Origin of the sequence: Winogradskyella eximia, assembly GCF_003386165.1 — a bacterium.
GTDB classification, from domain to species: domain Bacteria; phylum Bacteroidota; class Bacteroidia; order Flavobacteriales; family Flavobacteriaceae; genus Winogradskyella; species Winogradskyella eximia.
In genome coordinates this window covers 208,541-232,324 of the sequence record NZ_QRDV01000004.1, presented here as the reverse complement: position 1 = coordinate 232,324, position 23,784 = coordinate 208,541, and the positions used below count along the sequence as shown (strand labels likewise).

General features: G+C 31.4%; 20 protein-coding genes and 1 pseudogene. 14 read left to right on the top strand and 7 right to left on the bottom strand.

Features of this window, described 5'->3' with window-relative positions; translation table 11 throughout:
- Positions 1 to 4: 4 nt before the first annotated feature.
- Positions 5 to 2,449: an outer membrane beta-barrel family protein gene (locus DFQ10_RS10750; protein ID WP_115817419.1), complete on the top strand. Its 2,445-nt coding sequence runs from the start codon at positions 5 to 7 to the stop codon at positions 2,447 to 2,449.
- Between the two features lie 604 nt (positions 2,450 to 3,053).
- On the opposite strand, the gene mazG is transcribed toward DFQ10_RS10750, so the two are convergent.
- The 4 genes from mazG to ruvX all read right to left on the bottom strand — a co-directional run bounded on the left by mazG (position 3,054) and on the right by ruvX (position 5,456).
- The gene (mazG, locus tag DFQ10_RS10745) at positions 3,054 to 3,827 is read right to left on the bottom strand and encodes a nucleoside triphosphate pyrophosphohydrolase (protein ID WP_115817418.1); all 774 of its coding nucleotides are present in this window, start codon (positions 3,825 to 3,827) and stop codon (positions 3,054 to 3,056) included.
- A 2-nt stretch (positions 3,828 to 3,829) separates the two neighbouring features.
- Positions 3,830 to 4,258, bottom strand: a complete 429-nt coding sequence (locus tag DFQ10_RS10740) for a DUF5606 family protein (protein WP_115817417.1) — start codon at positions 4,256 to 4,258, stop codon at positions 3,830 to 3,832.
- 10 nt (positions 4,259 to 4,268) lie between these two features.
- Positions 4,269 to 4,859 (bottom strand): peptide deformylase, encoded by a 591-nt coding sequence (gene def, locus DFQ10_RS10735; RefSeq protein ID WP_115817416.1) that lies wholly within the window; start codon positions 4,857 to 4,859, stop codon positions 4,269 to 4,271.
- A 180-nt stretch (positions 4,860 to 5,039) separates the two neighbouring features.
- Positions 5,040 to 5,456: a Holliday junction resolvase RuvX gene (gene ruvX, locus DFQ10_RS10730; RefSeq protein WP_115817415.1), complete on the bottom strand. Its 417-nt coding sequence runs from the start codon at positions 5,454 to 5,456 to the stop codon at positions 5,040 to 5,042.
- A gap of 541 nt (positions 5,457 to 5,997) precedes the next feature.
- On the opposite strand from ruvX, the gene DFQ10_RS10725 reads away from it, so the two are divergent.
- The 4 genes from DFQ10_RS10725 (at position 5,998) to DFQ10_RS10710 (ending at position 9,962) form a co-directional block, all read left to right on the top strand.
- On the top strand, positions 5,998 to 6,813 hold the full coding sequence (locus tag DFQ10_RS10725; RefSeq protein ID WP_115817505.1) for a 2,3,4,5-tetrahydropyridine-2,6-dicarboxylate N-succinyltransferase: 816 nt from the start codon (positions 5,998 to 6,000) through the stop codon (positions 6,811 to 6,813).
- Between the two features lie 131 nt (positions 6,814 to 6,944).
- Positions 6,945 to 7,850, top strand: a complete 906-nt coding sequence (locus DFQ10_RS10720) for an ATP-grasp fold amidoligase family protein (protein WP_245940689.1) — start codon at positions 6,945 to 6,947, stop codon at positions 7,848 to 7,850.
- A gap of 58 nt (positions 7,851 to 7,908) precedes the next feature.
- Entirely contained in the window at positions 7,909 to 8,853 is a 945-nt protein-coding gene (locus DFQ10_RS10715; protein ID WP_115817414.1) for a Stealth CR1 domain-containing protein, read from the top strand.
- A gap of 29 nt (positions 8,854 to 8,882) precedes the next feature.
- A complete protein-coding gene (locus DFQ10_RS10710; protein ID WP_115817503.1) occupies positions 8,883 to 9,962 on the top strand; it encodes a CDP-glycerol glycerophosphotransferase family protein in 1,080 nt (359 codons plus the stop codon).
- Position 9,963: 1 nt separating this feature from the next.
- Here DFQ10_RS10710 and DFQ10_RS10705 read toward each other — a convergent pair whose 3' ends face one another.
- Positions 9,964 to 10,788 (bottom strand): glycosyltransferase family 2 protein, encoded by an 825-nt coding sequence (locus DFQ10_RS10705; protein WP_115817413.1) that lies wholly within the window; start codon positions 10,786 to 10,788, stop codon positions 9,964 to 9,966.
- A 40-nt stretch (positions 10,789 to 10,828) separates the two neighbouring features.
- Here DFQ10_RS10705 and DFQ10_RS10700 point away from each other — a divergent pair, with 40 nt between their 5' ends.
- Complete coding sequence (locus DFQ10_RS10700) at positions 10,829 to 11,584, top strand: glycosyltransferase family 2 protein (protein WP_115817412.1); 756 nt, start codon at positions 10,829 to 10,831, stop codon at positions 11,582 to 11,584.
- 9 nt (positions 11,585 to 11,593) lie between these two features.
- Here DFQ10_RS10700 and DFQ10_RS10695 read toward each other — a convergent pair whose 3' ends face one another.
- On the bottom strand, positions 11,594 to 12,355 hold the full coding sequence (locus DFQ10_RS10695; protein WP_115817411.1) for a lipopolysaccharide kinase InaA family protein: 762 nt from the start codon (positions 12,353 to 12,355) through the stop codon (positions 11,594 to 11,596).
- Positions 12,356 to 12,531: 176 nt separating this feature from the next.
- On the opposite strand from DFQ10_RS10695, the gene DFQ10_RS10690 reads away from it, so the two are divergent.
- The 5 genes from DFQ10_RS10690 to DFQ10_RS10670 all read left to right on the top strand — a co-directional run bounded on the left by DFQ10_RS10690 (position 12,532) and on the right by DFQ10_RS10670 (position 17,614).
- Positions 12,532 to 13,746, top strand: a complete 1,215-nt coding sequence (locus DFQ10_RS10690; RefSeq protein WP_245940688.1) for a UDP-N-acetylglucosamine 4,6-dehydratase — start codon at positions 12,532 to 12,534, stop codon at positions 13,744 to 13,746.
- 3 nt (positions 13,747 to 13,749) lie between these two features.
- A complete protein-coding gene (locus DFQ10_RS10685; RefSeq protein ID WP_115817410.1) occupies positions 13,750 to 14,454 on the top strand; it encodes a sugar phosphate nucleotidyltransferase in 705 nt (234 codons plus the stop codon).
- Between the two features lie 160 nt (positions 14,455 to 14,614).
- The gene (locus tag DFQ10_RS10680) at positions 14,615 to 16,033 is read left to right on the top strand and encodes a CCA tRNA nucleotidyltransferase (protein WP_115817409.1); all 1,419 of its coding nucleotides are present in this window, start codon (positions 14,615 to 14,617) and stop codon (positions 16,031 to 16,033) included.
- A gap of 20 nt (positions 16,034 to 16,053) precedes the next feature.
- Complete coding sequence (locus tag DFQ10_RS10675) at positions 16,054 to 17,070, top strand: COX15/CtaA family protein (RefSeq protein ID WP_115817408.1); 1,017 nt, start codon at positions 16,054 to 16,056, stop codon at positions 17,068 to 17,070.
- Positions 17,071 to 17,095: 25 nt separating this feature from the next.
- On the top strand, positions 17,096 to 17,614 hold the full coding sequence (locus DFQ10_RS10670) for an IS1096 element passenger TnpR family protein (protein WP_115817407.1): 519 nt from the start codon (positions 17,096 to 17,098) through the stop codon (positions 17,612 to 17,614).
- Here the strand turns inward: DFQ10_RS10670 and DFQ10_RS10665 are convergent.
- Positions 17,611 to 18,675 carry a hypothetical protein gene (locus DFQ10_RS10665; protein WP_115817406.1) on the bottom strand — a complete coding sequence of 355 codons (1,065 nt, stop codon included), beginning with the start codon at positions 18,673 to 18,675 and terminating at the stop codon, positions 17,611 to 17,613. The genes DFQ10_RS10670 and DFQ10_RS10665 overlap by 4 nt on opposite strands.
- Positions 18,676 to 18,890: 215 nt before the next feature.
- Here DFQ10_RS10665 and DFQ10_RS10655 point away from each other — a divergent pair, with 215 nt between their 5' ends.
- From DFQ10_RS10655 to DFQ10_RS18580, 3 genes and pseudogenes are all read left to right on the top strand, one after another.
- Positions 18,891 to 19,787 carry an ABC transporter ATP-binding protein gene (locus DFQ10_RS10655; RefSeq protein ID WP_115817404.1) on the top strand — a complete coding sequence of 299 codons (897 nt, stop codon included), beginning with the start codon at positions 18,891 to 18,893 and terminating at the stop codon, positions 19,785 to 19,787.
- Between the two features lie 59 nt (positions 19,788 to 19,846).
- Positions 19,847 to 20,674 carry an ABC transporter permease gene (locus tag DFQ10_RS10650; RefSeq protein ID WP_115817403.1) on the top strand — a complete coding sequence of 276 codons (828 nt, stop codon included), beginning with the start codon at positions 19,847 to 19,849 and terminating at the stop codon, positions 20,672 to 20,674.
- 96 nt (positions 20,675 to 20,770) lie between these two features.
- A pseudogene (locus DFQ10_RS18580) lies at positions 20,771 to 23,784 on the top strand (hypothetical protein); the annotation flags it as partial.

Sequence of the window (23,784 nt, the reverse complement as noted above, 5' to 3'; positions counted from 1 at the left end):
AAAAATGAAGCATTTCTTATTAATGCTTGTACTAGTTTCATCAACTATTATAAGCGCACAACCCAACTCCAATTTAGATATTAAAAACGGTTCCGTATCGGGCCGTGTTATTGATGCTGAGCTCAATGAACCGTTACCTTATGTAAACATTATTATTAAAGATGCAGCAAATAAAATAATTACTGGTGGAATCACCAATAACGACGGCACCTTTAAAATTGAGAATATTCCAGAAGGCAATGTTCTCGTTTCCATTCAGTTTGTAGGTTACAAAACTTTAGATAAAAGCATAACCATTGGCAAAGGAAACTATAAAGTAGATATTGGAGACATTAAATTAGAAGAGGAAGCAACAGGTTTAGATGAAGTAACTATTGTTGCAGATGTTTCTACTATTCAACAAAAAGTAGATCGCAAAGTGATTACTATTGGTAAAGATTTACAAACGGCTGGCGCAAATGCTAGTGAGATTATGAATAACTTACCTTCGGTTAGCGTAGATCAACAATCTGGAGCCATAAGTTTACGTGGCAACCAAAATGTACGTGTTATGGTGGATGGAAAATTGTCTAATATCCCTGCAGAACAATTACTAAAACAAATTCCTTCAACATCTATTAAAAGTATTGAATTAATTACTAATCCTTCAGCAAAATACAATCCTGAAGGCATGAGTGGTTTTATAAATATTGTACTTCATAAAAACACACAAATTGGTTTTAATGGAAATATTAATGTTGGTTTAGCTTATGATATTGAACCAAAATTTAATGGCTCTATTGATGCTAATTATAGAAATGGAAAATTTAATTTATACGGATCATACAGTAATAGTGTCTCAAAAAACGCCAATTATGGATATATAAATAGAATTGAGCAAGAAATTCAACAGAACTTTGATATATTAAATAATAACAAATCTAACTTGTTTAAAGCCGGATTAGATTATTATTTGAATGATAAGAATACAATTTCTGTTTTTACTAATCAGAATATATTTGATGGCTGGACCATGTCAAATTCGTATATCAACTACCTTACAAATCCAACACTCAATGAAACGCAATTTGCAAATGCAAATAACGAAAACAACTCACAACAATATAACTTTAATTACAAGCACGATTTTAATGAGGAAGGTCATAATATTGAGTTAGAAGTTGACCATAATATATATGACGGCTTAGGAGACACTAATAATATATTTTTCAGTGCACAGCGTCCAAATTTTATAGAAGATACTGATACTGACAGAAAAAGTACAACCATAAATTTAGATTATGTAAATCCTTTATCTGAATCTACAAAATTAGAATTAGGCTTAGAAGCGCGTTTATTTGACACAGATATATTTTACAAATCTGATGCAAGAGAACAAAATGAAGCAGAAGAATATATCCCTACAACCACAAGTTTTAATTACGCTAGAGATATTTACTCTGCTTATGCAACCTATGGTAGAACTATAGAAAAATGGAGCTACCAAGTTGGTTTACGAGCAGAAACGGTTACTGTAGATTCTGATGCTTTTAAAAGAGATTTAGATTCTAATGAAGAACTAAATTCTGTTTTTAAGAACGATTATTTTGAACTATATCCTTCAGTATTCGCAACCTATTCGCCTTCTGAAAAAAATTCGTACCAATTTAGTTACAGTAGAAGAATTGACCGACCAGGAATTGGACAAGTTAATCCGTTACCAGAGTGGAATACATCTTTGATTTCACAATTTGGAAATCCGGAATTGCGTCCTCAATTCACCAACTCTGTTGAAGTAAACTATACAAGACAACTCGAAAAAGGTAGCATCACAGCTGGTGTTTTCTACAGAATTATTGAAGATGAAATTCAGCAAGCCATTTTAATTGACAGAGCAGATCCGGAGCGTCTAATTCTTACCAATTTAAATTTTGATAATACTTCAGCATTTGGTATTGAATTATCATCTAATTACCGACCAACTAAATGGTGGAGTATTAATGCAAGTTTCGATTTGTTCTCTCAAACTCAAAAAAGTTTAGCAGAATCATTTGATAATGGAGACATTGTTTTAAACACCGTAGAAGTTGATAATATGGCTTGGAATGTAAGAGCATTTAATAACTTTAAAGTGAGTAAAAGCTTAAGTTTTTCTGCCTTTGGAATGTATAGAGGAAAGAATAAAAACATTCAATTTGAAATGAGCGATATGCTTATGGTTAATTTAGGAATGCGTTATAGTTTTCTTGAAGACAACAGAGCTAGCTTTAGCCTGAGTTACAATGATATTTTTGATACAATGTATGCGGAATTTAATGGACAAAGACCATACGTACAACAAGGCCAATTTAATTGGGAAAGTCAACAAATTTCAGGACGCTTATCGTACCGATTTGGTGGTGGAAAATACAGAGCTAAATCTCGTAAACAACGAGACAATGACGTAAAAGAAGGTGGAGGCATGTTTTAAAAAACATTTAATAGTTAACATTATTAGTTGATGGTTAGTGAAAGTGTTTAATTATTAAATTAAGAAAACCCGAAACTTACGTTTCGGGTTTTTGTTAAATACACGTTAAATGTATTTATCCATGAAATAAAATGGTCCTTTTTACGTCTATAGTAATGAGATAAGTTTTTAAGTAATGATTATAAATTAATTTTTATAATAGTGTTAGTTAAAGTTGGTTAATAGTTGGAAAGTCCAGACAAAAATGTCTGGACTTTTTTTGTTTCAAAAAGAAAATAGAAAATATTATAAATATCAAAACCCATCTGTTACTACAGATGGGTTTTGCCCTAACTAAACTAAATTAACCTTAATTACAACCGCTTAAAATAATAATTAAGATCTCCTACTAAGATTATAAAAACGAGTTTGCTTTTATATACGGTATTTACGCACAAAAACCACTTTTGGATGTTTCTATTTTAAATTTTTTAAAAAAAATTATGATTTAAGCACAAAACTTACCAAAACCAAAGTGTTCTTCAACTTCGTTTCTAATGCTGAAACACGTTGTAGAACTTTGTATTAATTAAAATTTTGATGTGATTTCTGACGTTGCAGGTATTTAAAGCAACTTAGCCTCTTCCCAAAACACATCCATTTCTGAAAGTGTCATGTCCTTTAGAGATTTATTTAAATCTTTGGCTTTGCCTTCAAGATATTGAAAGCGTTTAATGAATTTTTTATTAGTACGCTCTAAGGCATTTTCAGGATTTACATTAAGAAAACGTGCATAGTTAATCATTGAAAACATTACATCTCCAAACTCGCTTTCAATAGCATCTTGATCGCCTTTTGCGATTTCAACTTTAAGTTCTGCTAACTCCTCCTCTACTTTTGCAAAAACCTGCTCTGGTTCTTCCCAATCAAAACCTACACCAGCAACTTTTTCTTGTATTCGGCTAGCTTTCACCATAGCTGGCAAGCTTTTAGGCACGCCTTCTAGAACACTTTTTTTGCCTTCTTTGAGCTTTAACTGTTCCCAATTACGTTTTACTTCGGCTTCATCTTTTACAACAACGTCACCATAAATATGTGGATGACGATCTATGAGTTTATCACAAATACTGTTACAAACATCTGCAATATCAAAATCGTTAGTTTCACTTCCTATTTTAGAGTAAAACACAATATGAAGTAAAACATCGCCCAATTCCTTTTTAACCTCTTCTAAATCCTTATCGAGAATAGCATCACCAAGTTCGTACACTTCTTCTATGGTGAGATGACGTAAAGACTCCATGGTTTGTTTCTTATCCCAAGGACATTGCTCACGCAACTCATCCATGATATTTAACAAACGCTCAAAAGCTTTTAATTGGGCTGCTTTATCAGACATATTTATTCTTCCTCAGACGTATCTTTGTCTTCTTTAGATTCTTCAAGTGAATCTAAAAGATTGTTCTTTTGAAGTAAATTGTACCATTGTACAACCTTCTTAATATCTGATGGATATACACGGTCTTCATCATAATCTGGTAATACTTCAAAGAAAAATTCTTCTAAAGTATCTTTTCCATCTTTATGACTAATTGAAGTTGGATTACCACCTTCTTTTTCTTTAACCTTTTTCAGTACTTCTCTTAAAGGTACTTCTTCAGCTAAAGTATAAATAGCAATTTCACTAAGAATACTAATGTTACTATGCGCACCAACAGTAATACGTTTTTTGTCAATTAACGATTCTACAACAGCACCTGTTCTGGTTTGTGTAACAATTTGGTATAAACCTGGTTTCCCTGAAATGGATAAAATTTTGTCTAAGCTCATATATATGTTATTAACGCTTTTTACTCATAAGAGGAAAACGCATTTTGTAATCTATTTTTATTTTACCTTTTGAAATATTAGTTAAGCGACCTTTTATTAAACGCTTTTTGAATGATGATAATTTATCGGTAAATAAAACACCTTCAATGTGGTCATATTCGTGTTGAATTACTCTAGCAATTAAACCATCATATTCTTCAATATGAGTATCAAAATTCTCATCTTGATATTGAATTTTAATCTTTGGTTGTCTAAAAACGTCTTCCCTAACATCTGGAATACTTAAACAACCTTCATTAAAAGCCCATTCTTCTCCTTCTTCCTCTAAAATCTGAGCATTAATGAATGTTTTTTTGAAATTTTTCATTTGCTCTCTTTCTTTTTCAGAAAGATCCTCGTCATCTGCAAAAGGACTAGCATCTACTAAAAACAAGCGAATTGCTAAACCAATTTGAGGTGCAGCTAAACCAACTCCATACGCACCATACATGGTTTCGTACATATTATCAATAAGTTCAGAAAGTTTAGGATAATCTTTGTCAATTTCCTTAGCCTCTTTCTTTAAAACTGCATCGCCATAAGCTACGATAGGTAAAATCATATTTTGTATATTTTCGGGTGCAAAAGTACCAATTTATGTGATAATAATTCTAAAATTAAAGCTAAATTACTTAGATCTTTCATTGAGAACATTGCTATGCAACCTGTTATAAATTATCTTAACCAACAGCGTGCATAATCATAAGGAATAAAAACGCTGAATTTTATACAACATAGAAATTTAGAATAGATTGCTAGAAAGATAACTTTGTAAAATCAGAGTCGCACTAATCTCATCAATCAAAGCCTTATTTTTTCTTTGCTTTTTCTTTAACCCACTATCAATCATAGATTGAAATGCCATTTTAGATGTAAAACGTTCATCCACACGATCCACTGGAATATTAGGAATAGCCTTTGCTAATTGTATTAAAAACTTCTGAATATACACTTCACTTTCTGAAGCTGTATTATCCATTTGTTTAGGTAAACCAACCACAATTTTTTCAACCTTTTCTTTGGTTGTATAGTTTTTTAAAAACTCAAGTAACTCTTTGGTATCAACAGTGGTTAATCCTGATGCAATAATTTGCATTTCGTCTGTAACCGCTATACCTGTTCGTTTTGTACCGTAATCAATGGCTAATATTCTTCCCATAATTGCAAAGATACTGTAATTAAAAAACGCTTCTTATAAAAAGAAGCGTTTTAATAGATAACCAATCTAAATAAACCAATTTTATGATATTATTCCCTCTAAAAATAAATCATTTCATCAATCACTTTTAAGACACCTAATCATTAATTAAGTCACATTATTTTAACTTAAAAAAAAGAAAACCCCTAAAAAAGGGGAAGGGGTTTTCGAAATTAGCTATTAATTAAATTCTCAGATAAAGTTATTATGAATAAATTACCTTCCGTTTAATCTATAGTTAAGACACCACTATTTTTGATAAGTCACACTTAAATCCAATAATTTTGAAATTATTTTCTCAAATTCATTTTTAAGGCACTTAAATATCAAATAAATATAGTAACTAACGAGAGTGCTTCGAATCTTTTAGAAGTATCAAAATAAATTATCATTCAAAGTTAGTATCAGCTATTTTAAATTTCAGTTCGTATTATTTGAAAAAAATTTTTTGATGGCTATTTATGGACTTATCTTTGAACTTAATTTTTTTACTTTATTCCATATGAAACAATTACAATCTACAATAGAAAATGCTTGGAACGATCGTTCACTTTTAACTAATAAAGAGACTATAGACGCTATAAGAAATGTCATTGACCTTGTTGACGCAGGCACATTAAGAGTCGCAGAACCAACGGATAATGGATGGCAAGTAAATGAATGGGTAAAAAAAGCGGTTGTTTTATATTTCCCAATTCAAAAAATGGAAACGTTTGAAGTTGGTATTTTTGAATATCATGATAAAATTCCATTAAAACGCGGTTATGCAGAAAAAGGAATTAGAGTTGTTCCTCATGCTGTAGCAAGACATGGAGCGTATATCTCTTCTGGTACAATATTAATGCCTAGTTATGTAAATATTGGCGCTTATGTAGATGAAGGAACCATGGTAGATACTTGGGCAACTGTTGGTAGTTGTGCACAGATTGGCAAGAATGTTCACCTTTCTGGAGGTGTTGGTATTGGTGGTGTTTTAGAACCTCTACAAGCCGCTCCGGTAATTATTGAAGATGGTGCTTTTATTGGCTCACGTTGTATTGTTGTTGAAGGTGTACGTGTAGAAAAAGAAGCTGTTTTAGGCGCTAATGTCGTATTAACCATGAGTACTAAAATTATTGATGTTACGGGTGACGAACCAGTTGAAACCAAAGGTGTTGTACCTGCGCGTTCTGTGGTAATCCCAGGAAGTTATACCAAGAAATTTGCGGCAGGCGAATTTCAAGTACCTTGTGCTTTAATCATCGGTAAACGTAAAGAAAGTACAAATAAAAAGACCTCTTTAAACGATGCTTTACGTGAGTATGATGTGGCTGTATAAATATTAAGACACATAAAGAATTACCCATTATATGCAATAAATATAAAGTAGTGGTTAGATAACTAATATTAGAATTTACACTATTAAAGACACCATATAATTATATTACATTTGTTAAAACCATATAAATAATGTCTAATAAAATACGTAGATTCTTCTTAAAGCATTTGAGAAAAATGCGCTTTTTACCATCTAAAATGTACGTTCGTTATCACTATGAATATTTTTCTGGTAAAAAATTAGACTTAGACAACCCAAAAGAGTTTAATGAGAAAATAGAATGGTACAAGGTTTTTTATCGTCCAAAAATTTTAAATCAGTTAGTAGACAAATATGCGGTTAGGGCTTTTGTAGAAGATAAAATTGGAGCTCAATATCTCAATGAGATTTATGGTGTTTATGAAAATGCTGAAGATGTCCCTTTTGATGAATTACCTAATAAATTTGCAATAAAAGCAACCCATACTAGTAGTCATAACCTCATTGTAACAGATAAAAAAACGCTTGATAAAACTAAAGCGCTTAAATTATTTAAGAAATGGCTAAGTAAAAATCAATATTATAGAATAGGACAAGAATGGGCTTATAAAGACGTACCACCAAGACTCATAATTGAGAAGTTTTTAAAAGAAGATGATAAAACATCACTTGTTGATTATAAATTTTACTGTTTTGATGGTAAAGCCCAGTTTATAGATATTCATATAGATAGAGATGAAGACCACAAACAAGGGTGTTTTGATTTGAATTTTAAATTATTACCTTTTGGAAAAAGTTCTAGTTATAAAAGTATTTCCTCAGAAATAGAAAAACCTGATAATTTAGAAGAGATGATAAATTGTGCTGAAATTTTGGCTGAAAATATACCATTTGTAAGGGTCGATTTTTATTCTATAAATGGAAAAACAATTTTTGGCGAAATGACTTTTTATCCTTCTGATGCTAGAAAAGCTTTTTATCCTGAAGAATACAATACTATTATTGGCGATTATTTTAAGTTACCTAAATTAAAAAAAGGACAACAAGTCATCACATAAATATAGTAGATTCTATTTTTGATTTAAGCTAATATTTACCCTTTGGATGTAATTTATTATGATAGAAAACAATTCTAAAAATAACCCAATAGATGCTGTGATTTTATGGGTAGATGGCAATGATGATAATCATAAAGCCAAAATGTTACCTTATATAGAAGACAAGGCTAAAGTAAATTCGGAAAAATTTAGAACGCGTTATGACCAAGTCAATGAAATTAAGTTCACCATTGATTCTATTTTAAAATATGCTCCATATATTAGAAATATTTACATTATAACAGATAATCAGACACCTAATTTTTTAAAAAACAGCAAAACAGATAATACTTATAATAAAGTATCTATAGTAGATCACCAAGTTATTTTTAGAGGTTACGAAGAATACTTACCTACTTTTAATTGTAGACCAATTGAAACCTGCTTATACAGAATACCGGAATTAGCAGAACACTTTATCTATTTTAATGATGATTTCTTTTTAATAAATGAAACCAAGCCTAGTGATTTCTTTAAGGACGGACTTCCTATTTTAAGAGGTAAATGGCTGAAGTTTGATAAGGATATTTTCTATAAGAAATTTAAAAAACCTAGAGTTGGACATAAATCTATTCAGCAAAATGCAGCTAAACTAGCTGGTTTTGAGAAATATTACAACTTTAAGCACACACCGCATCCGCTCAGAAAATCGACATTTGAAACCTATTTTAAAGCTAATGAAAACGTACTTATAGAAAACATAAAACATAGATTTAGAAAAACAAGTCAATTTACACCTCAAGGGTTAGCCAATCATTTAGAAATAAAAAACAAAACGTGTTATTTTAAAAATGATCTTCAGCTGATGTACTTTAGATCTTACAAGAAACCGTTGTATTGGTATAAATTCAAATTGAATGTCAAAGCTAAAGACAAATTATTCTTAGGCCTTCAAAGTTTAGATCGCAGTCCACCACACATTTTGAATTACATATTAGGTTGGTTAGAAGAACGTATGCGCTAAATCCACACAGCCAAAAAGATAAAAGTAGAATGCATTATAAATTTTTAATATATATATCTTATAGTTATGCGTTGCCCATAGGGATTCCTTTAGAAAAAGAAATCTTAAGCAGAGGTGATACCGTAATGTGGTTTAGCGACCTTGACGATGGAAAAACAGCATTACAAGGAAAAAAAAATCTATTAGACACCATTAAAAGTGTCGTTAATTACAAACCAGATATTGTATTAGCAGCTACCAATGACGTACCTGATTTTATCTCAGGATTGAAAGTGCAGATTTTTCATGGTTTTAATGCTCAAAAACGCCCAGAAGGATACAATAATTTTTCTCATTTTAGAATTCGTGGCTTTTTTGATTTGTATTGTACGCAAGGTCCAACATCGACTTCTGGATTTAAGGCACAGCAAAGAAAGCATTCGCATTTTGAAGTTATAGAAACAGGTTGGAGTAAAGTAGATCCCTTATTTCCATTAAAAACAAAACTTAAGAGTGCTACACCAACTATAATGATAGCCTCTACATTTACCAAACGCTTAAGTTTAGCTGTACAAGACGATGTTTTTAATGAAATTAAAAGGCTGTCTAACACTGATAAGTATAAATTTATCATGGTATTACATCCTAAACTACCCAATGCCATAAAAGCAAAATGGAAATCATTAGAAAATAAAAATTTCACCTACTATAACACCACAGATTTAATTCCTTTATTTAAGAACTCAGATATTATGTTTGCTGATACCACATCTGCAATTCAAGAGTTTTTACTCCAACAAAAACCTGTAGTTACCTATAATCATACATTTAACCACAATTACCTCATAAATATCACCACACCAAACGCAATTGAAAATGCTTTTACACAAGCACTCCATCCGTCGTTGAATTTAACAAAAAACATAGAAGCGTTTATTGAGCAATTACACCCTTATTTTGACGGCAAATCTAGTGAACGTGTTATTGATGCTTGCCTGACCTTTTTACATAAAGATAAACGTTATTTAAAAAAGAAACCGCTCAACCTTATTAGGAAATATAAAATACGAAAACGTCTAGGTTACTTTACCTTTAAGAGTTATTCTAAAGCATATACTTTAGAAAAATAGATTATGATTTATGAATTCCGTATTTCGAGTATGTGCTTTTTGCATGCTTAGTTTCCTGTCTAATTTTTTTATTTAACAACAAAGCTTCTTCGTTTTCATAAGGTCTATCATGATGTAAATGCACACAGGTAGCGCTGTAACGTATCTGCAAAAACTTGATACCATTATTCATCATACGCTCTCCCACTTCTCTGTCTTCACCTCCGTACTTCATGCGTTCATCAAACCCATTAACAGCTAAAAGGTCGGCTTTCCAGCAAGACACATTCATACCATCAAAAGTGGCCTTTGTTGGTGTTACAAAATTTAAAAAAATAGCTTTTGTCTTTGACGTTGTTAGTTTATTCATTTTAAAAGTCTTTGGCTGTCCTTCTGCAATAAGCCAATCTTTTTCAAAACATTTTTGCTCTCTAATAATCGTATCTGTAATTTTACTAGAAACGTCCTCTGTTAGCTTAAAATACCCACCAGATAGCGCACATTTTAATCTTCTTAATTTTAAATGTGTTTCAACAAAATCTTTACGAGCAATACAATCTCCATCTGTAAAAATTAAATAGTCAGCGTTTGAAGCCTCAATAGCTTTATTTAAAATTTTGGTTTTCTGAAAACCATCATCTGCTTGCCATATATGCTTCACATTCAGATCGGTATTTTTAGAAAATTGACCTATAACTGCTTTTGTTTTTTCATCAGAACCGTCATCTGCAATAATAATTTCAAAATTCTTTGTTGTTTGAATATCAAAACTTAATAATACATACTGAAGCCATTCTGGCTTATTGAATGTACTTATAATTATTGTGGCTTGAAGATTAGATTGCATTTAGCAAAAATACTATTTTTACAGCATTGAAATCTATAACATGCTAAAACTGTCTGGAGTAATTATCACTTTTAATGAAGAACGTAACATTGAACAATGTTTGCATTCTTTGGTGAATGTTGTGGATGAAATAATTGTTGTAGACTCTTTTTCTACAGATAATACTAAAGCGATTTGCAAACGGTTTGATGTAAAATTTATTGAACAAAAATTCTTAGGTTACATAGAACAAAAGAATTTTGCTTTAACACAAGCTAGCTATGACCATATTGTATCATTAGATGGAGATGAATCCTTATCCGAAACATTACAAAAATCTATAATCGACTTAAAATCGAATTGGAAATTTGATGGCTATTTTGCCAACCGTTTCAATAATTTCTGTGGCCAATGGATTAAACACTCGGATTGGTATCCTAATAAAAAATTACGTGTTTTTGATAGACGCTGTGCAGAATGGAAAGGTATTAACCCACATGATAATGTGCAATTACACAACGTTAAAGCTAAATCTGGACATTTAAAAGGTGATATCTTACATAAAACCTATCAAACCTATTCAGAGTTTAATCAAAAGACAGAATATTTTTCTACTATTGCTGCCAAAGCCTATTATGATGTAGGAAAAAAAGCTCCTATTTGGAAAATTATATGGAATCCAACTTGGGCCTTTTTTAAAACTTATTTTTTAAGATTAGGAATTTTAGACGGCTTTAATGGTTATGTGATTGCCGTGCAAACAGCGAATATTACCTTTTTAAAATATTCTAAGCTAAGAGAACTTTATAAACTATAAGGAAAATAATTATTTTCTCCAAAACCTTAATTTCTTCTTTATACGCTGTTTCTTATGGTGTTTAGCCTGAAAAGCTTCCGTGGCTTCCCACATTAAATTCACAATTTTATCGTAATCTTCACCTGAAACCTTAGCATACTCATCACTCATAACTTCCACCATAGATTTATGGATAGTTAATCTATCGAAATTTTTAATACGCTCTTCAAAGTTCATTTGCTTAAACTCCATACGATTTAAATCCACCAAAAAAAACTGATAACCATCGTTTACCTTTTTAATTAGAGTATTTCCTGGAGAATGATCCAAAAATTTAATTCCTTTTTCATGTAATTGAAACGTAAATCTTGTGAATGCCCTTAAAATAGTATCGTAATCTGGGTAGTTAAAATCATGCGTGAGTTCTCTATACGTTAAATCACAGTCTACCTGTTCAGATAAATAATAACTTTTTTTAAAAAGGAAAGGGGTTTTAAATTCATAATAGGCAATCGGTTCTGGTGTACCAATCCCTCTTTTTATAAGCTCTAAACCATATTCATAAGAGCGTTGTGCCTTACTTTTTCTAAAAAAATTATAAGCAATTTGATTCACTATATTAGGAACCTTAAAGGATTTTATATTAACCTGTATATCTTTTAGCTTAAAGAGTCTAAGCGAATTCCTTTTTTGATCACCAAAAGGTGTGCCTTCTGTTTCAAAATTTTGAATAAAATAATCAAGTTTCTCTTGGGAATCCTTGTATTCAGTTCTAATTCTAAAAGTTTTCATGTCGCAATATTACAATTTTTAATAATCTTTAATGTGAAAAATTTTATCATATTAAAGGTAAAGAAATAAATGCAACAATTTTAAAACATAATTGGTAAACCCTATATTTACAAAGCTAAGAATTAAGTTGTTTTTTTTCTTTTGAATTATAAAATATCAACAGCTCTGATTGCCTTATGAACCACAAAAAAATGTTTAACCAAAGTATATTAGATCTCATTGGTAGAGAAAATGAAATGTTTGAGCGCGATATTAAAACGACAGGAAATGAAATCAATACTATTGTGGAATCTTCAAGATTTTTGGTTCTAGGCGGTGCTGGTACTATTGGGCAAGCTGTTACCAAAGAAATTTTTAAACGTCAACCTGTTAAACTTCATGTTGTTGATATTAGCGAAAACAATTTAGTAGAATTAGTTAGAGACCTCAGAAGTTCTTACGGTTATATCAATGGTGATTTTAAAACCTTCGCTTTAGATATTGGTTCTATTGAATATGATGCCTTTATTACTTCAGACGGAAATTACGATTATGTTCTTAACCTTTCTGCTTTAAAACATGTGAGAAGCGAAGAAGACCCATTTACATTAATGCGCATGATTGATGTAAACATTTTTAATACACAAAAAACCATTCAGCAATCCATTGAAAATAAGGTAAAAAAATATTTCTGCGTTTCTACAGATAAAGCAACAAACCCTGTGAATATGATGGGAGCCTCTAAGCGAATTATGGAACTATTCTTAATGCAAAAAAATAAAGACATTACTATTTCTACAGCACGCTTTGCTAATGTTGCATTTTCCGATGGCTCATTACTATATGGTTTTGAGCAACGGATTAAAAAACAACAACCTATTGCAGCTCCAAACGACATTAGCAGGTACTTTATTACACCCAAAGAATCAGGAGAATTATGCTTAATGTCTTGCTTATTAGGAGAAAATAATACTATATTTTTTCCTCAACTTAAGAATGACTTACACCTCAAAAGTTTTGCTAATATTGCTAGAAAATATATTGAAAATTTAGGCTTTGAACCTTATTTATGCACTACTGAAGAAGAAGCCAGACAATTAGCCAAAACATTACCTCAAACAGGACAATGGCCCTATTTATTGACAAAAAGCGATACTACTGGCGAAAAAGAGACTGAAGTATTTTTTACTAAAAATGAACAGTTAGACCTAGAACGATTTAGCACTATTGGTATTATTAAAAATAAATTAGAATTTGATGGTAGTGATAAACTCAAAGAATTTTCTAAATCCATAAATGACCTTAAAGCTAAAAAATCGTGGACAAAAGAAGACTTAATCGCTTTATTCAATAAACTATTACCAAACTTTAATCATAATGAGGCTGGTAAATATTTAGATCATAAAATGTAACAGATGCATAACAAAATAGATGTTGTAATTATGGCTGGTGGTAAAGGCGAACGTTTAATGCCATTAACAAAAAGCACCCCAAAACCGCTTTTAAAAGTAGGTAATAAGCCAATAATAGAATACAGTACAGATCTTCTCGCTTCTTACGGATTAAAGCACATCCATATTTCAATCAATTATTTAGGCGAACAGATAATTACATATTTTAGAGATCATAACAAACATCATATCGATTTTAATTTTATTCAAGAAACTAAGCACTTAGGAACCATAGGAGCATTAAAACTATTAGAAAATATAAAGAACGATTACATATTAGTTATGAATGCAGACTTGCTCACTAATATAAACATAGAAGCCATTTTTAATGATTTTATATTAAAACAAGTTGATGCTTTAATAGCAACCGTTTCTTATAATGTGGCTATTCCACATGATGTTGTAGAAACAAAAGAAGGTTTTGTTTCTAATTTAAGAGAGAAACACTCTTACACTTATAATTTGAATGCAGGTATTTATATATTTAAGAAAGCGTGTTTAAATTTCATTCCTGAAAACACCTTTTTTGACGCAACAGATTTAATTGAAGTATTATTAGCGAATGATAAAAAAATCACCACCTACCCTATTTTAGATTATTGGTTAGACATTGGAAAACATGATGATTTTAAAAAAGCTCAAGAAGACATAAAACACTTAAATTTTTAACCTATTTCTTTTTATTGCCACTATAAAATTCTAAATAATTCTCGCATCTCAAAAAGCTTGACATTCATTTTAAAAGATTAGCTACGTGTCGTATCTTTGCACAGCTAAAAATACAGCTGTTTTAATTAATATATAAAGCACCTGTAGTTTCAATTGTCTTATGAATCACAAACAAGCATTAAAACACGACATATTTAAATACATCACGCAATCTAGTGAAGAATTACAAGTAGAAAGCTATGTCATTGGTGGTTTTGTGCGTGATTATCTTTTAGAACGCGGTGACGCTAAAGATATAGATATCGTTGCTGTTGGCAGTGGTATTGAATTAGCCAAACAAGTTGCTAAAAACCTACCTAACCAACCTAAAGTTCAAGTTTTTAAAACTTACGGAACCGCTATGTTGCGTTATGATGATATTGAAATAGAATTTGTAGGAGCGCGTAAGGAAAGTTATAATGAAGACAGCAGAAATCCTATTGTTGAAAATGGAACTTTAGAAGACGATCAAAATCGTCGCGATTTCACAATTAATGCGTTAGCATTAAGCTTAAACAAAGATAATTTTGGAGATTTATTAGATCCCTTTAATGGCCTTAGCGATTTAGATAAAGGTATTATCCGTACACCTTTGGATGCAAATATTACATATAGTGATGATCCGTTGCGTATGATGAGGGCAATACGTTTTGCAACGCAACTCAATTTTAAAATTGAAGAAGCGTCTCTTAAAGCTATTGCTGATAATAAAGAACGCATAAAGATTATTACTAAAGAACGGATTGTTGTTGAACTCAATAAAATTCTTGAAAGTAAAACTCCTTCTATTGGGTTTATTCATTTAGAAAACACAGGACTTTTAAATTTTATTCTTCCAGAATTAACAGCCTTAAAAGGTATTGATGAGATTGAAGGGCAACGCCACAAAGACAATTTTTACCACACCTTAGAAGTAGTTGACAATATTGCAAAAACCACAGATAACCTTTGGTTACGTTGGGCTGCATTATTGCACGATATTGGAAAAGCACCAACAAAGAAATTCCACAAAAAAATTGGTTGGACGTTTCATGCGCATGAATTTGTAGGCTCAAAAATGGTTTACAAACTCTTCAAACGTTTAAAAATGCCACTAAATGACAAAATGAAGTTTGTTCAAAAAATGGTATTTATGAGTTCTAGACCTATAGTTTTAGCTACAGAAGTAACAGATTCTGCCGTTAGACGTTTGGTTTTTGATGCTGGTGATAATGTTGAAGATTTAATGACACTTTGTGAGGCTGATATCACAACAAAGAATCCAAAAAAATTCAAAAAATACCACAATAACTTTCAGAAAGTAAGGGATAAAATTATTGAAGTTGAAGAACGTGATCAGGTTAGAAATTTCCAGCCGCCTGTAACTGGCGAGGAGATTATGAAAACCTTCAATTTAAAACCTTCAAGAGAGATTGGATTAATTAAAGAAGCAATAAAAGAAGCCATATTAGAAGGAGAAATCCCAAATGAACATGAGGCTGCTTTTCAATTGATGTTAGAAAAAGGAGAAAAATTAGGATTAAAAGTTTCAACAAACTAAATCTTAAAAATATAAGTGCTATGAAAAAAGATAATAAGGCTGTCATCTACTGGCTACTCACTGGCTGTATTCTTATTTTTATAATGGTTGTAGTTGGAGGTATAACCAGATTAACACATTCTGGGTTATCCATTTCTAATTACAAATTAATTTCAGGAACTATTCCACCTATGAATGAAGTAGAATGGAATGAAGCTTTTGAGTTATACAAACAATATCCCGAATATCAAAAACTTCATAATCACTTTGGTTTAGAAGAATTTAAAGATATCTATTTTTGGGAATGGATTCACAGAGTTATTGGCCGATTTATTGGTTTAGTATTTGTAATTCCTTTTATATATTTCTTAATTAAAAAACGACTTTCTAAATCCACCATTAAAAAATCTGTTATTCTGCTTTTATTAGGAGGATTTCAAGGCTTTTTAGGATGGTATATGGTAAAGTCTGGTTTAGTAGATGAGCCTAACGTAAGCCATTATAGATTAGCAGCACATTTAACTACAGCATTTTTAACCTTTGCCTATACATTTTGGGTGGCTTTAGATTTAATGTTTCCAAACAAAAAAGCGGTTGAAAAAAAATTCAGAAATTTTATTAGAATTGGTTTAGTTGTGCTTATCATTCAAATTATCTATGGTGCTTTTGTGGCAGGTTTAGATGCAGGATGGATTCATAACCATTGGCCATTAATGAATGAAGGTAAATGGATTCACGAAACTGTTTTTATAGAACAAAAGCCAACCTACCTCAACTTTTTAGAAGGTAAAAGTGGAGTTCAATTTGTACACAGAACTTTCGCCTATGTTGTGGTTATTTTTATACTTGCTATTTGGTATAAAGCCAATAGAATGACCTTAACAGTTTACCAAACTAAAGGTATTAATATACTTTTAGCAATGGTTGGTGTTCAATTTTTATTAGGTGTATTAACTTTAATTTTAGCTGTTCCGGTTTGGTTAGGAGTACTACATCAGGTTGGTGCATTTATTTTGCTTAGTGCAATGACATTTACTTTACATCGCTTTACGAAATAATTAAAAAATGATTTAACTTTGCAGCATGATTTACAGATTCAGAATTATATTAGATAACGATACCGAAGATGATGTGTTCCGCGATATAGAAATTCGTGAAACTGACACAATGGAAGATTTACATAATACCATTACACAATCTTTTGGCTTTGATGGTATGGAAATGGCTTCTTTTTACGTGAGTGACGATCAATGGAATCAAGGTGAAGAAATTGCCATGATGGATATGAGTGAAGCTGGTAACGAAGTTAAGATGATGAACGAAACTGTTCTTAATTCTATCATTCATGAAGCATCTACGCGACTTATCTACTTATATGATTTTATGAATATGTGGACGTTTTATGTAGAATTAGGTGAAATCGTTGAAGAAGCTGAAGGTACTGACTATCCTAATTTAATGTATGTACATGGTCAAATTCCAGATCAAGCTCCAGAAAAAACATTTGAAGCTGAAGAAGACGATGATGACTACAATGAATTTGAAGACGATTTAGATTTAGACGATTACGATAATCTAAATTTTGATGAAAACTGGAATTAAGTAAAACGTTTCAGACTAACATCTTCATAATTTCGCTTTACAAAATCGAGTGCATTTTTAAGTACCTCTCCCATATTTTTACTTTTTCTAAAGTTTAAATCCAAGGTATAATTATAGATATCTTCTTTAATTAAATCAATGTGCTTTTTAATGGAAATTTCATCTGCTTCCATGCAATCTAGCAATGCGTTTAAGCGTGTGTGATAACTAATCATTCTTTTAGCAACAATAGAGCGTTCTTCAATTTTATACTGATGTATAGATTCTGCCTGGATTTTTTCGCGCACCAACTCTACCATCTTAAAATTCTCTTTAAAAAACTGTGGTCTATATATTTTTAAATTGCCTTCATAACATTGCTGATCAAAATCTATAGCTCTAATTTTAAATACAACATGGTCAAAATCATGCGTTGGAACTATCACATAGTTATAAGAGCGCATATCACCCAAAAGCCTAATTAAACAACGTTCATTAAACTTCACAAATTCTTTGGCTATTTGCGCTTTTTCAGATGAACTACAATCTGGCAACATATTCTTTATAAACTCATCCCCAGGAATACCGGCAATATGCTCTTCAATCAACGTATCTTTACAAACCAAAAAATTGATTTGATATGGCGATAACATTTGTTCAAGTTCTAATCCATAAACCCTTGAAGCATCTGCTGTTTTAACGTAAAAATGAGTAAAATTATCATTAAGAATATTTCTCACTTTTATTCTGAACGGTTTAGAATTACCGAATGTGCAAAAATCAATAGCATCTACACTAAGGTATTTTAAGATGCTGGTCCCACCATCTGAAATTAAACTTGAATACACTTGTTTTAAACTAATATCAATTTCTTCGCGTTCAAACTCATTGTAATATACACGTACCCAAAGCGTATCTACATCATCTTTATCATAAACAACAACAGAACCTTGAAAGCGCAGTAAATCAGAATAAAAAATAGGTAAATCTATATTTCTTCTATATTTAGATAAATACGTATCTAATTTTTCAGAAATAGGGTATGTTGGTTTTCGCTTCGATATTTTTAAATCCTCACTCATGTGCTAAATTTAAGGGTTTTAAAATGAATAAAAAAAGGTTACTTTTAAAATTGATTAAATTATCTTTTAAAGCTATTGATTGATTTGAATCACTCAATTCCGATTCATAATTTATCATTAAATATAAATTCTTGTAACAAATAAAAGCATTAATCGTCTTATACACATAACCAACTTTTGCTGAAGTTACTTCAGCATCTAAAAACCAACTAATTTTGGAACCAATCCTCACCATTAATAATCTCACAAAGAAATTTGGGCATTTAACTGCCGTAAAAGATTTAAGTTTTACTATAAATAAAGGCAATGTCTATGGTATTTTAGGGCCTAATGGTAGCGGTAAATCTACTACTTTAGGTATTGTACTAAATGTGGTAAATAAAACACAAGGAGATTTCCATTGGTTTGATGGCAATATTACAACGCACAATGCTTTAAAGCAAGTTGGCGCTATAATTGAACGTCCTAACTTTTATCCATACATGACAGCTGAACAAAACCTTAAGCTAGTCTGCAGGATAAAAGGTGTTGACCACAGTAAAATAGAAGAAAAACTTGCAGTTGTTGGGTTATTAGACAGAAAAACACACAAATTTAGAACCTATTCTTTAGGGATGAAACAACGTTTAGCCATTGCTTCTGCCCTACTTAACGATCCAGAAATTCTAATTTTAGATGAGCCTACAAACGGTTTAGATCCGCAAGGTATCCATCAGATTCGTGAAATTATAAAAGATATTGCTGCCAAAGGCACAACCATCCTCTTAGCTTCACATCTTTTAGATGAAGTTGAAAAAGTATGCTCACATGTTGTGGTATTGCGTAAAGGAGAAAAATTATATTCTGGCCGTGTAGATGAAATGATAAGCAGCCACGGTTTCTTTGAATTAAAGGCTGAAAAACATCAAGAATTATTAGATGTTTTAGAATCACACTCAAATATTGGCAAAGTAAAAATAGAAGGAGAACTCATTACAGCCTTTTTAAATGAACCTATGTCTGCTTCAGATTTTAATAAATTAATGTTTGAAAAAGGCATTTTTCTATCACATCTTGTAAAACGAAAAGAGAGTTTAGAGGAGCAGTTTTTACAACTAACGGATAACCAATAAACCAATCAAAAATCAGCATACATCCTTTTTGAAAAGGCTAATGCAAAACCAATCAAAATATGTTACGTCTCATACAACTCGAATTGCAAAAACTTTGGCTTAATAAAGCTAGTAAAGTTTTAATAATTATCTCTTTTATATTACCATTTACAGTATTAATTCTATCTTCTATAAAGATAAATTTTTTCGGTTTTTTCACTTTAGAACTAGGCGAGTTGGGTATTTTCAACTTTCCTGTAATTTGGCATATCACAACCTTCTTTGCCTCACAGTTTAAATTCTTCTTTGCCATAGTTGTGGTAAGCATGATTGGAAATGAGTACAGCAACAAAACTCTAAAACAAAACCTCATTGATGGTTTAAGCAAAAAGGAATTTATTCTTTCAAAATTCTATACCATTGTGTTTTTCTCACTTTGTGCTACTATTTTAATTGGTTTAGCGACATTTTTTATTGGTTTATATTATTCGAGTTACACAGAGGCTTCAATCATTTTTAGAGAGGTTGAATTTTTACTTGCCTATTTTGTAAAACTAGTTGGTTTCTTTAGTTTGTGTTTATTTTTAGGCATGTTAGTAAAACGGTCTGCATTTGCATTGGGTTTTTTATTCATACTTTATATTTTAGAATGGATCATTTTTGGACTATTATCATGGCAAACCAATTCGATGGATTTAGCTTTTAACATCAAAAGATTTTTCCCTTTAGAGTCTATGTATAAGTTAATTGACGAGCCTTTCCGAAGAATTGTAATGACCAAGTTTCCGGACAAAGCAGACATTGCCTACGATTACGCCGTGCATTGGTACGAGATTGCTATTGTTTTAGGTTGGTCTGCTATTTTCATCTTTTTATCTTATCAATTATTAAAAAAGAGAGATTTATAATAGCTTTGTAATAAATGATTCAATACAAAATTTAGGAGTTTTTAAGTTCTAGTTGTTATATTGTAGTCGTTATGTGTTCTACACATTAAAGCTCTTATGAAAAAGAACTATTTAGTATATGTCTTACTCGTTATTAGCTTCCAAATTTTCTCTCAAAATGAAGCTTCATTTTGGTATTTTGGAGACAATGCTGGGCTGCAATTTAATGCCCAAAATGGTTCAGTAACAGCAATTACGGATGGTCAGATAGATACTCTAGAAGGGTGTACATCGATTTCTGATTCAGAAGGAAATTTATTATTTTATTCTGATGGACAAACGGTTTGGAATAGCAACCATCAAATAATGCCAAATGGTAATTATTTTGGAGGCACAGGACTTTTAGGTGATCCATCAAGTACGTCTTCAGGTCTTATTGTTCCCAAACCAAACGATCCAGACAAGTTCTATCTTTTTACTGTAGATGAGCCACATCACAATAATGCAGAAGTCTACCCTAATCAATTTTCAGGTACTTATGATCAAGGTGGAACTGTTCCTGGCCAAGACGATGGCTTTAATAATGGCTTCAACTATTCTCTAATTGACATGACACTTAATGGTGGCTTGGGAGATGTAGATCCTATTGAAAAAAACATACATTTAGTAACCTACAACCCTACAGATCCCGAAGAAATTAAATATAAATGCTCCGAAAAAATCACAGCAGTAAGAGCTGAAGATTGTTCTTCTTTTTGGGTCATTACCCAATTTATAGATACGTTTTATGCTTTTAAGATTGATGTTAATGGTGTATCCACAACTCCTGTCATTTCTCAAATAGGTCCAGAAATTTCTATCGATGGTTATAGACGAAATGCCTTAGGCTATTTAAAAGCATCACCTGATGCTTCAAAACTTATTGCCGCAAATTTTGGTTATGCTAACGAGTCTGGTGGAAATGCTCCTGGTAGTGTAGATTTATTTGATTTTGATAATGAATCAGGAATCGTTTCAAACCACCTACAACTTTACAGTCCAACATTAGGTAATAGTCCTTATGGTGTGGAATTCTCTGCCGAAAACCGAAAAGTTTATGCTACCCTTAGCGAAGGTGAAGGAGGTTCTGGCACTAGTTATGTAATGCAATGGGATTTAGAAAGTGACGATATTCTAAATTCAATAGAAACGATACACACGTCTAATCAAATATCTGCTGGTGCTTTGCAATTAGGTATCGATCGAAAAATTTATAGAGCTCAATTGAGTTATACCGGTAATAATACCATTTCAAGATATTTGGGTGTTATAAATTTTCCTGAAGCAGATGGCTTGGCTTCAAATTACAATGAGCAAGGTATACTTTTAGATATTACCGGAACCAACCAAAACAAAAGTAGAATTGGTTTACCTCCCTTTATTCAATCTCTGTTTAATTCTGAAATAGATATTATTCAAAATGGCATTAGTACTACAGAATTAAAATTATGCACAAATGACAGTTACACTTTAGAAGCAACTGATATTGTTGGTGCAGACTACGCTTGGTCCTTTAATGGCTTGCCTTTAACAGAGACCTCATCACAGTTGTTTGTGGACACACCTGGTTTTTACGAGGTATATATTGAACCAAACAATGGTGAATGTCCAATAGAAGGAAGTGCTGTCGTTGGAGTCTTTGAAATTCCTGTAGCTCATCCGCTTACAGAAGTAAAAGTTTGTGACGGCAATGATAATGATGGTTTATCTAGTTTTGATTTTAGTGATAAAAATCCCGAAGCATTATCAACGCAAGATCCTTTAGAATATAATGTGCGTTACTTTGAAACTGAAGATGATGCAACCTCTGGAGACAATGACATTACGTTTCCGTATACAAATATTGAAAACCCACAAACGATATTTGTTCGTGTAGAAAATTCAAATAATACCAATTGTTTTGATGTCAACTCTTTTAACCTCGAAGTATTTAAAACTCCACAAATAGCAGAATTAAATACGATTGAAGTTTGTGATAATATTGGTGATGAATTGGATGGCATAGCTATAATAGATTTGGCAGAACTAATACCACTAATCAGAGGAAATCAAGAGGAGTCAGAAACTGCAATTTCATTTCATGCAACTCAAGAAAACGCAGATGACAATGTATTGGCATTATCATTAAATTACACTAATAGTGCTGCATTTAATGATACTATTTTTGTTAGAATTGAAAACATCGCATTCACAGATTGTTATAAAACTGAGAGCTTTAATATAATAGTAAACCCAATTCCTGTAGCAAATAATATTTCCATTTTACAATGTGATGAAGATGGTATTCCAGAAGGCTTCACTACTTTTAATATTAACGAAAGCCTAGAATTAATCACAGACAATACTACTGAAAATACGGTAGAATATTATTTGTCTCTAATGGATGCACAGAATCAGGAAAATGAGATAGATGGTGATTCGTTTGATAACTTTTTCAACCCACAAATTGTTTATACCAGAGTAACAAACACCGATTCTAGTTGTATTAATTTTAGTGAAATATCTTTAGAAGTCAGTACAACATCTTCAAACAATGCAAGTATAGAATTATGCGATACCGATGGAACCGAAGATGGCTTTATGAATTTTAACCTTACTGATGTTAATGAAACTGTTTTAGCAGGAACACCTACAGGATTAGATTTAGTATTTTATGAAACTTATGAAGATGCTTTGGTTGAAACCAACCCTATTGGTACAACATTTACCAATACGATACCATACAATCAAATCATATATGGACGTGTAGAAAATGCGAATGCTTGTTATGGTATTAGCGAAATAGAACTAACAGTTTTTGAGTTACCAAATATTGAAACAACATTTGAAACCTTGTATTGTTTAAACTCTTCTCCTGATACAATTGTTTTAAATGGAGGAGTTATAGACGATTCACCTAGTAACTATTATTATGCATGGTTGCCCACAGGAGAAAATACTTCGGAAATTGAAATAAATGCTCCAGGAACCTATACTGTAAAAGTCACTAATACAAATGGTTGTTTTAAAGAGAGAACTATTACAGTTTTACCTTCTAGTATTGCAAGAAATATAAATTTTGAAGTAGTTGATGCCTCTCAAAATAATTCGAT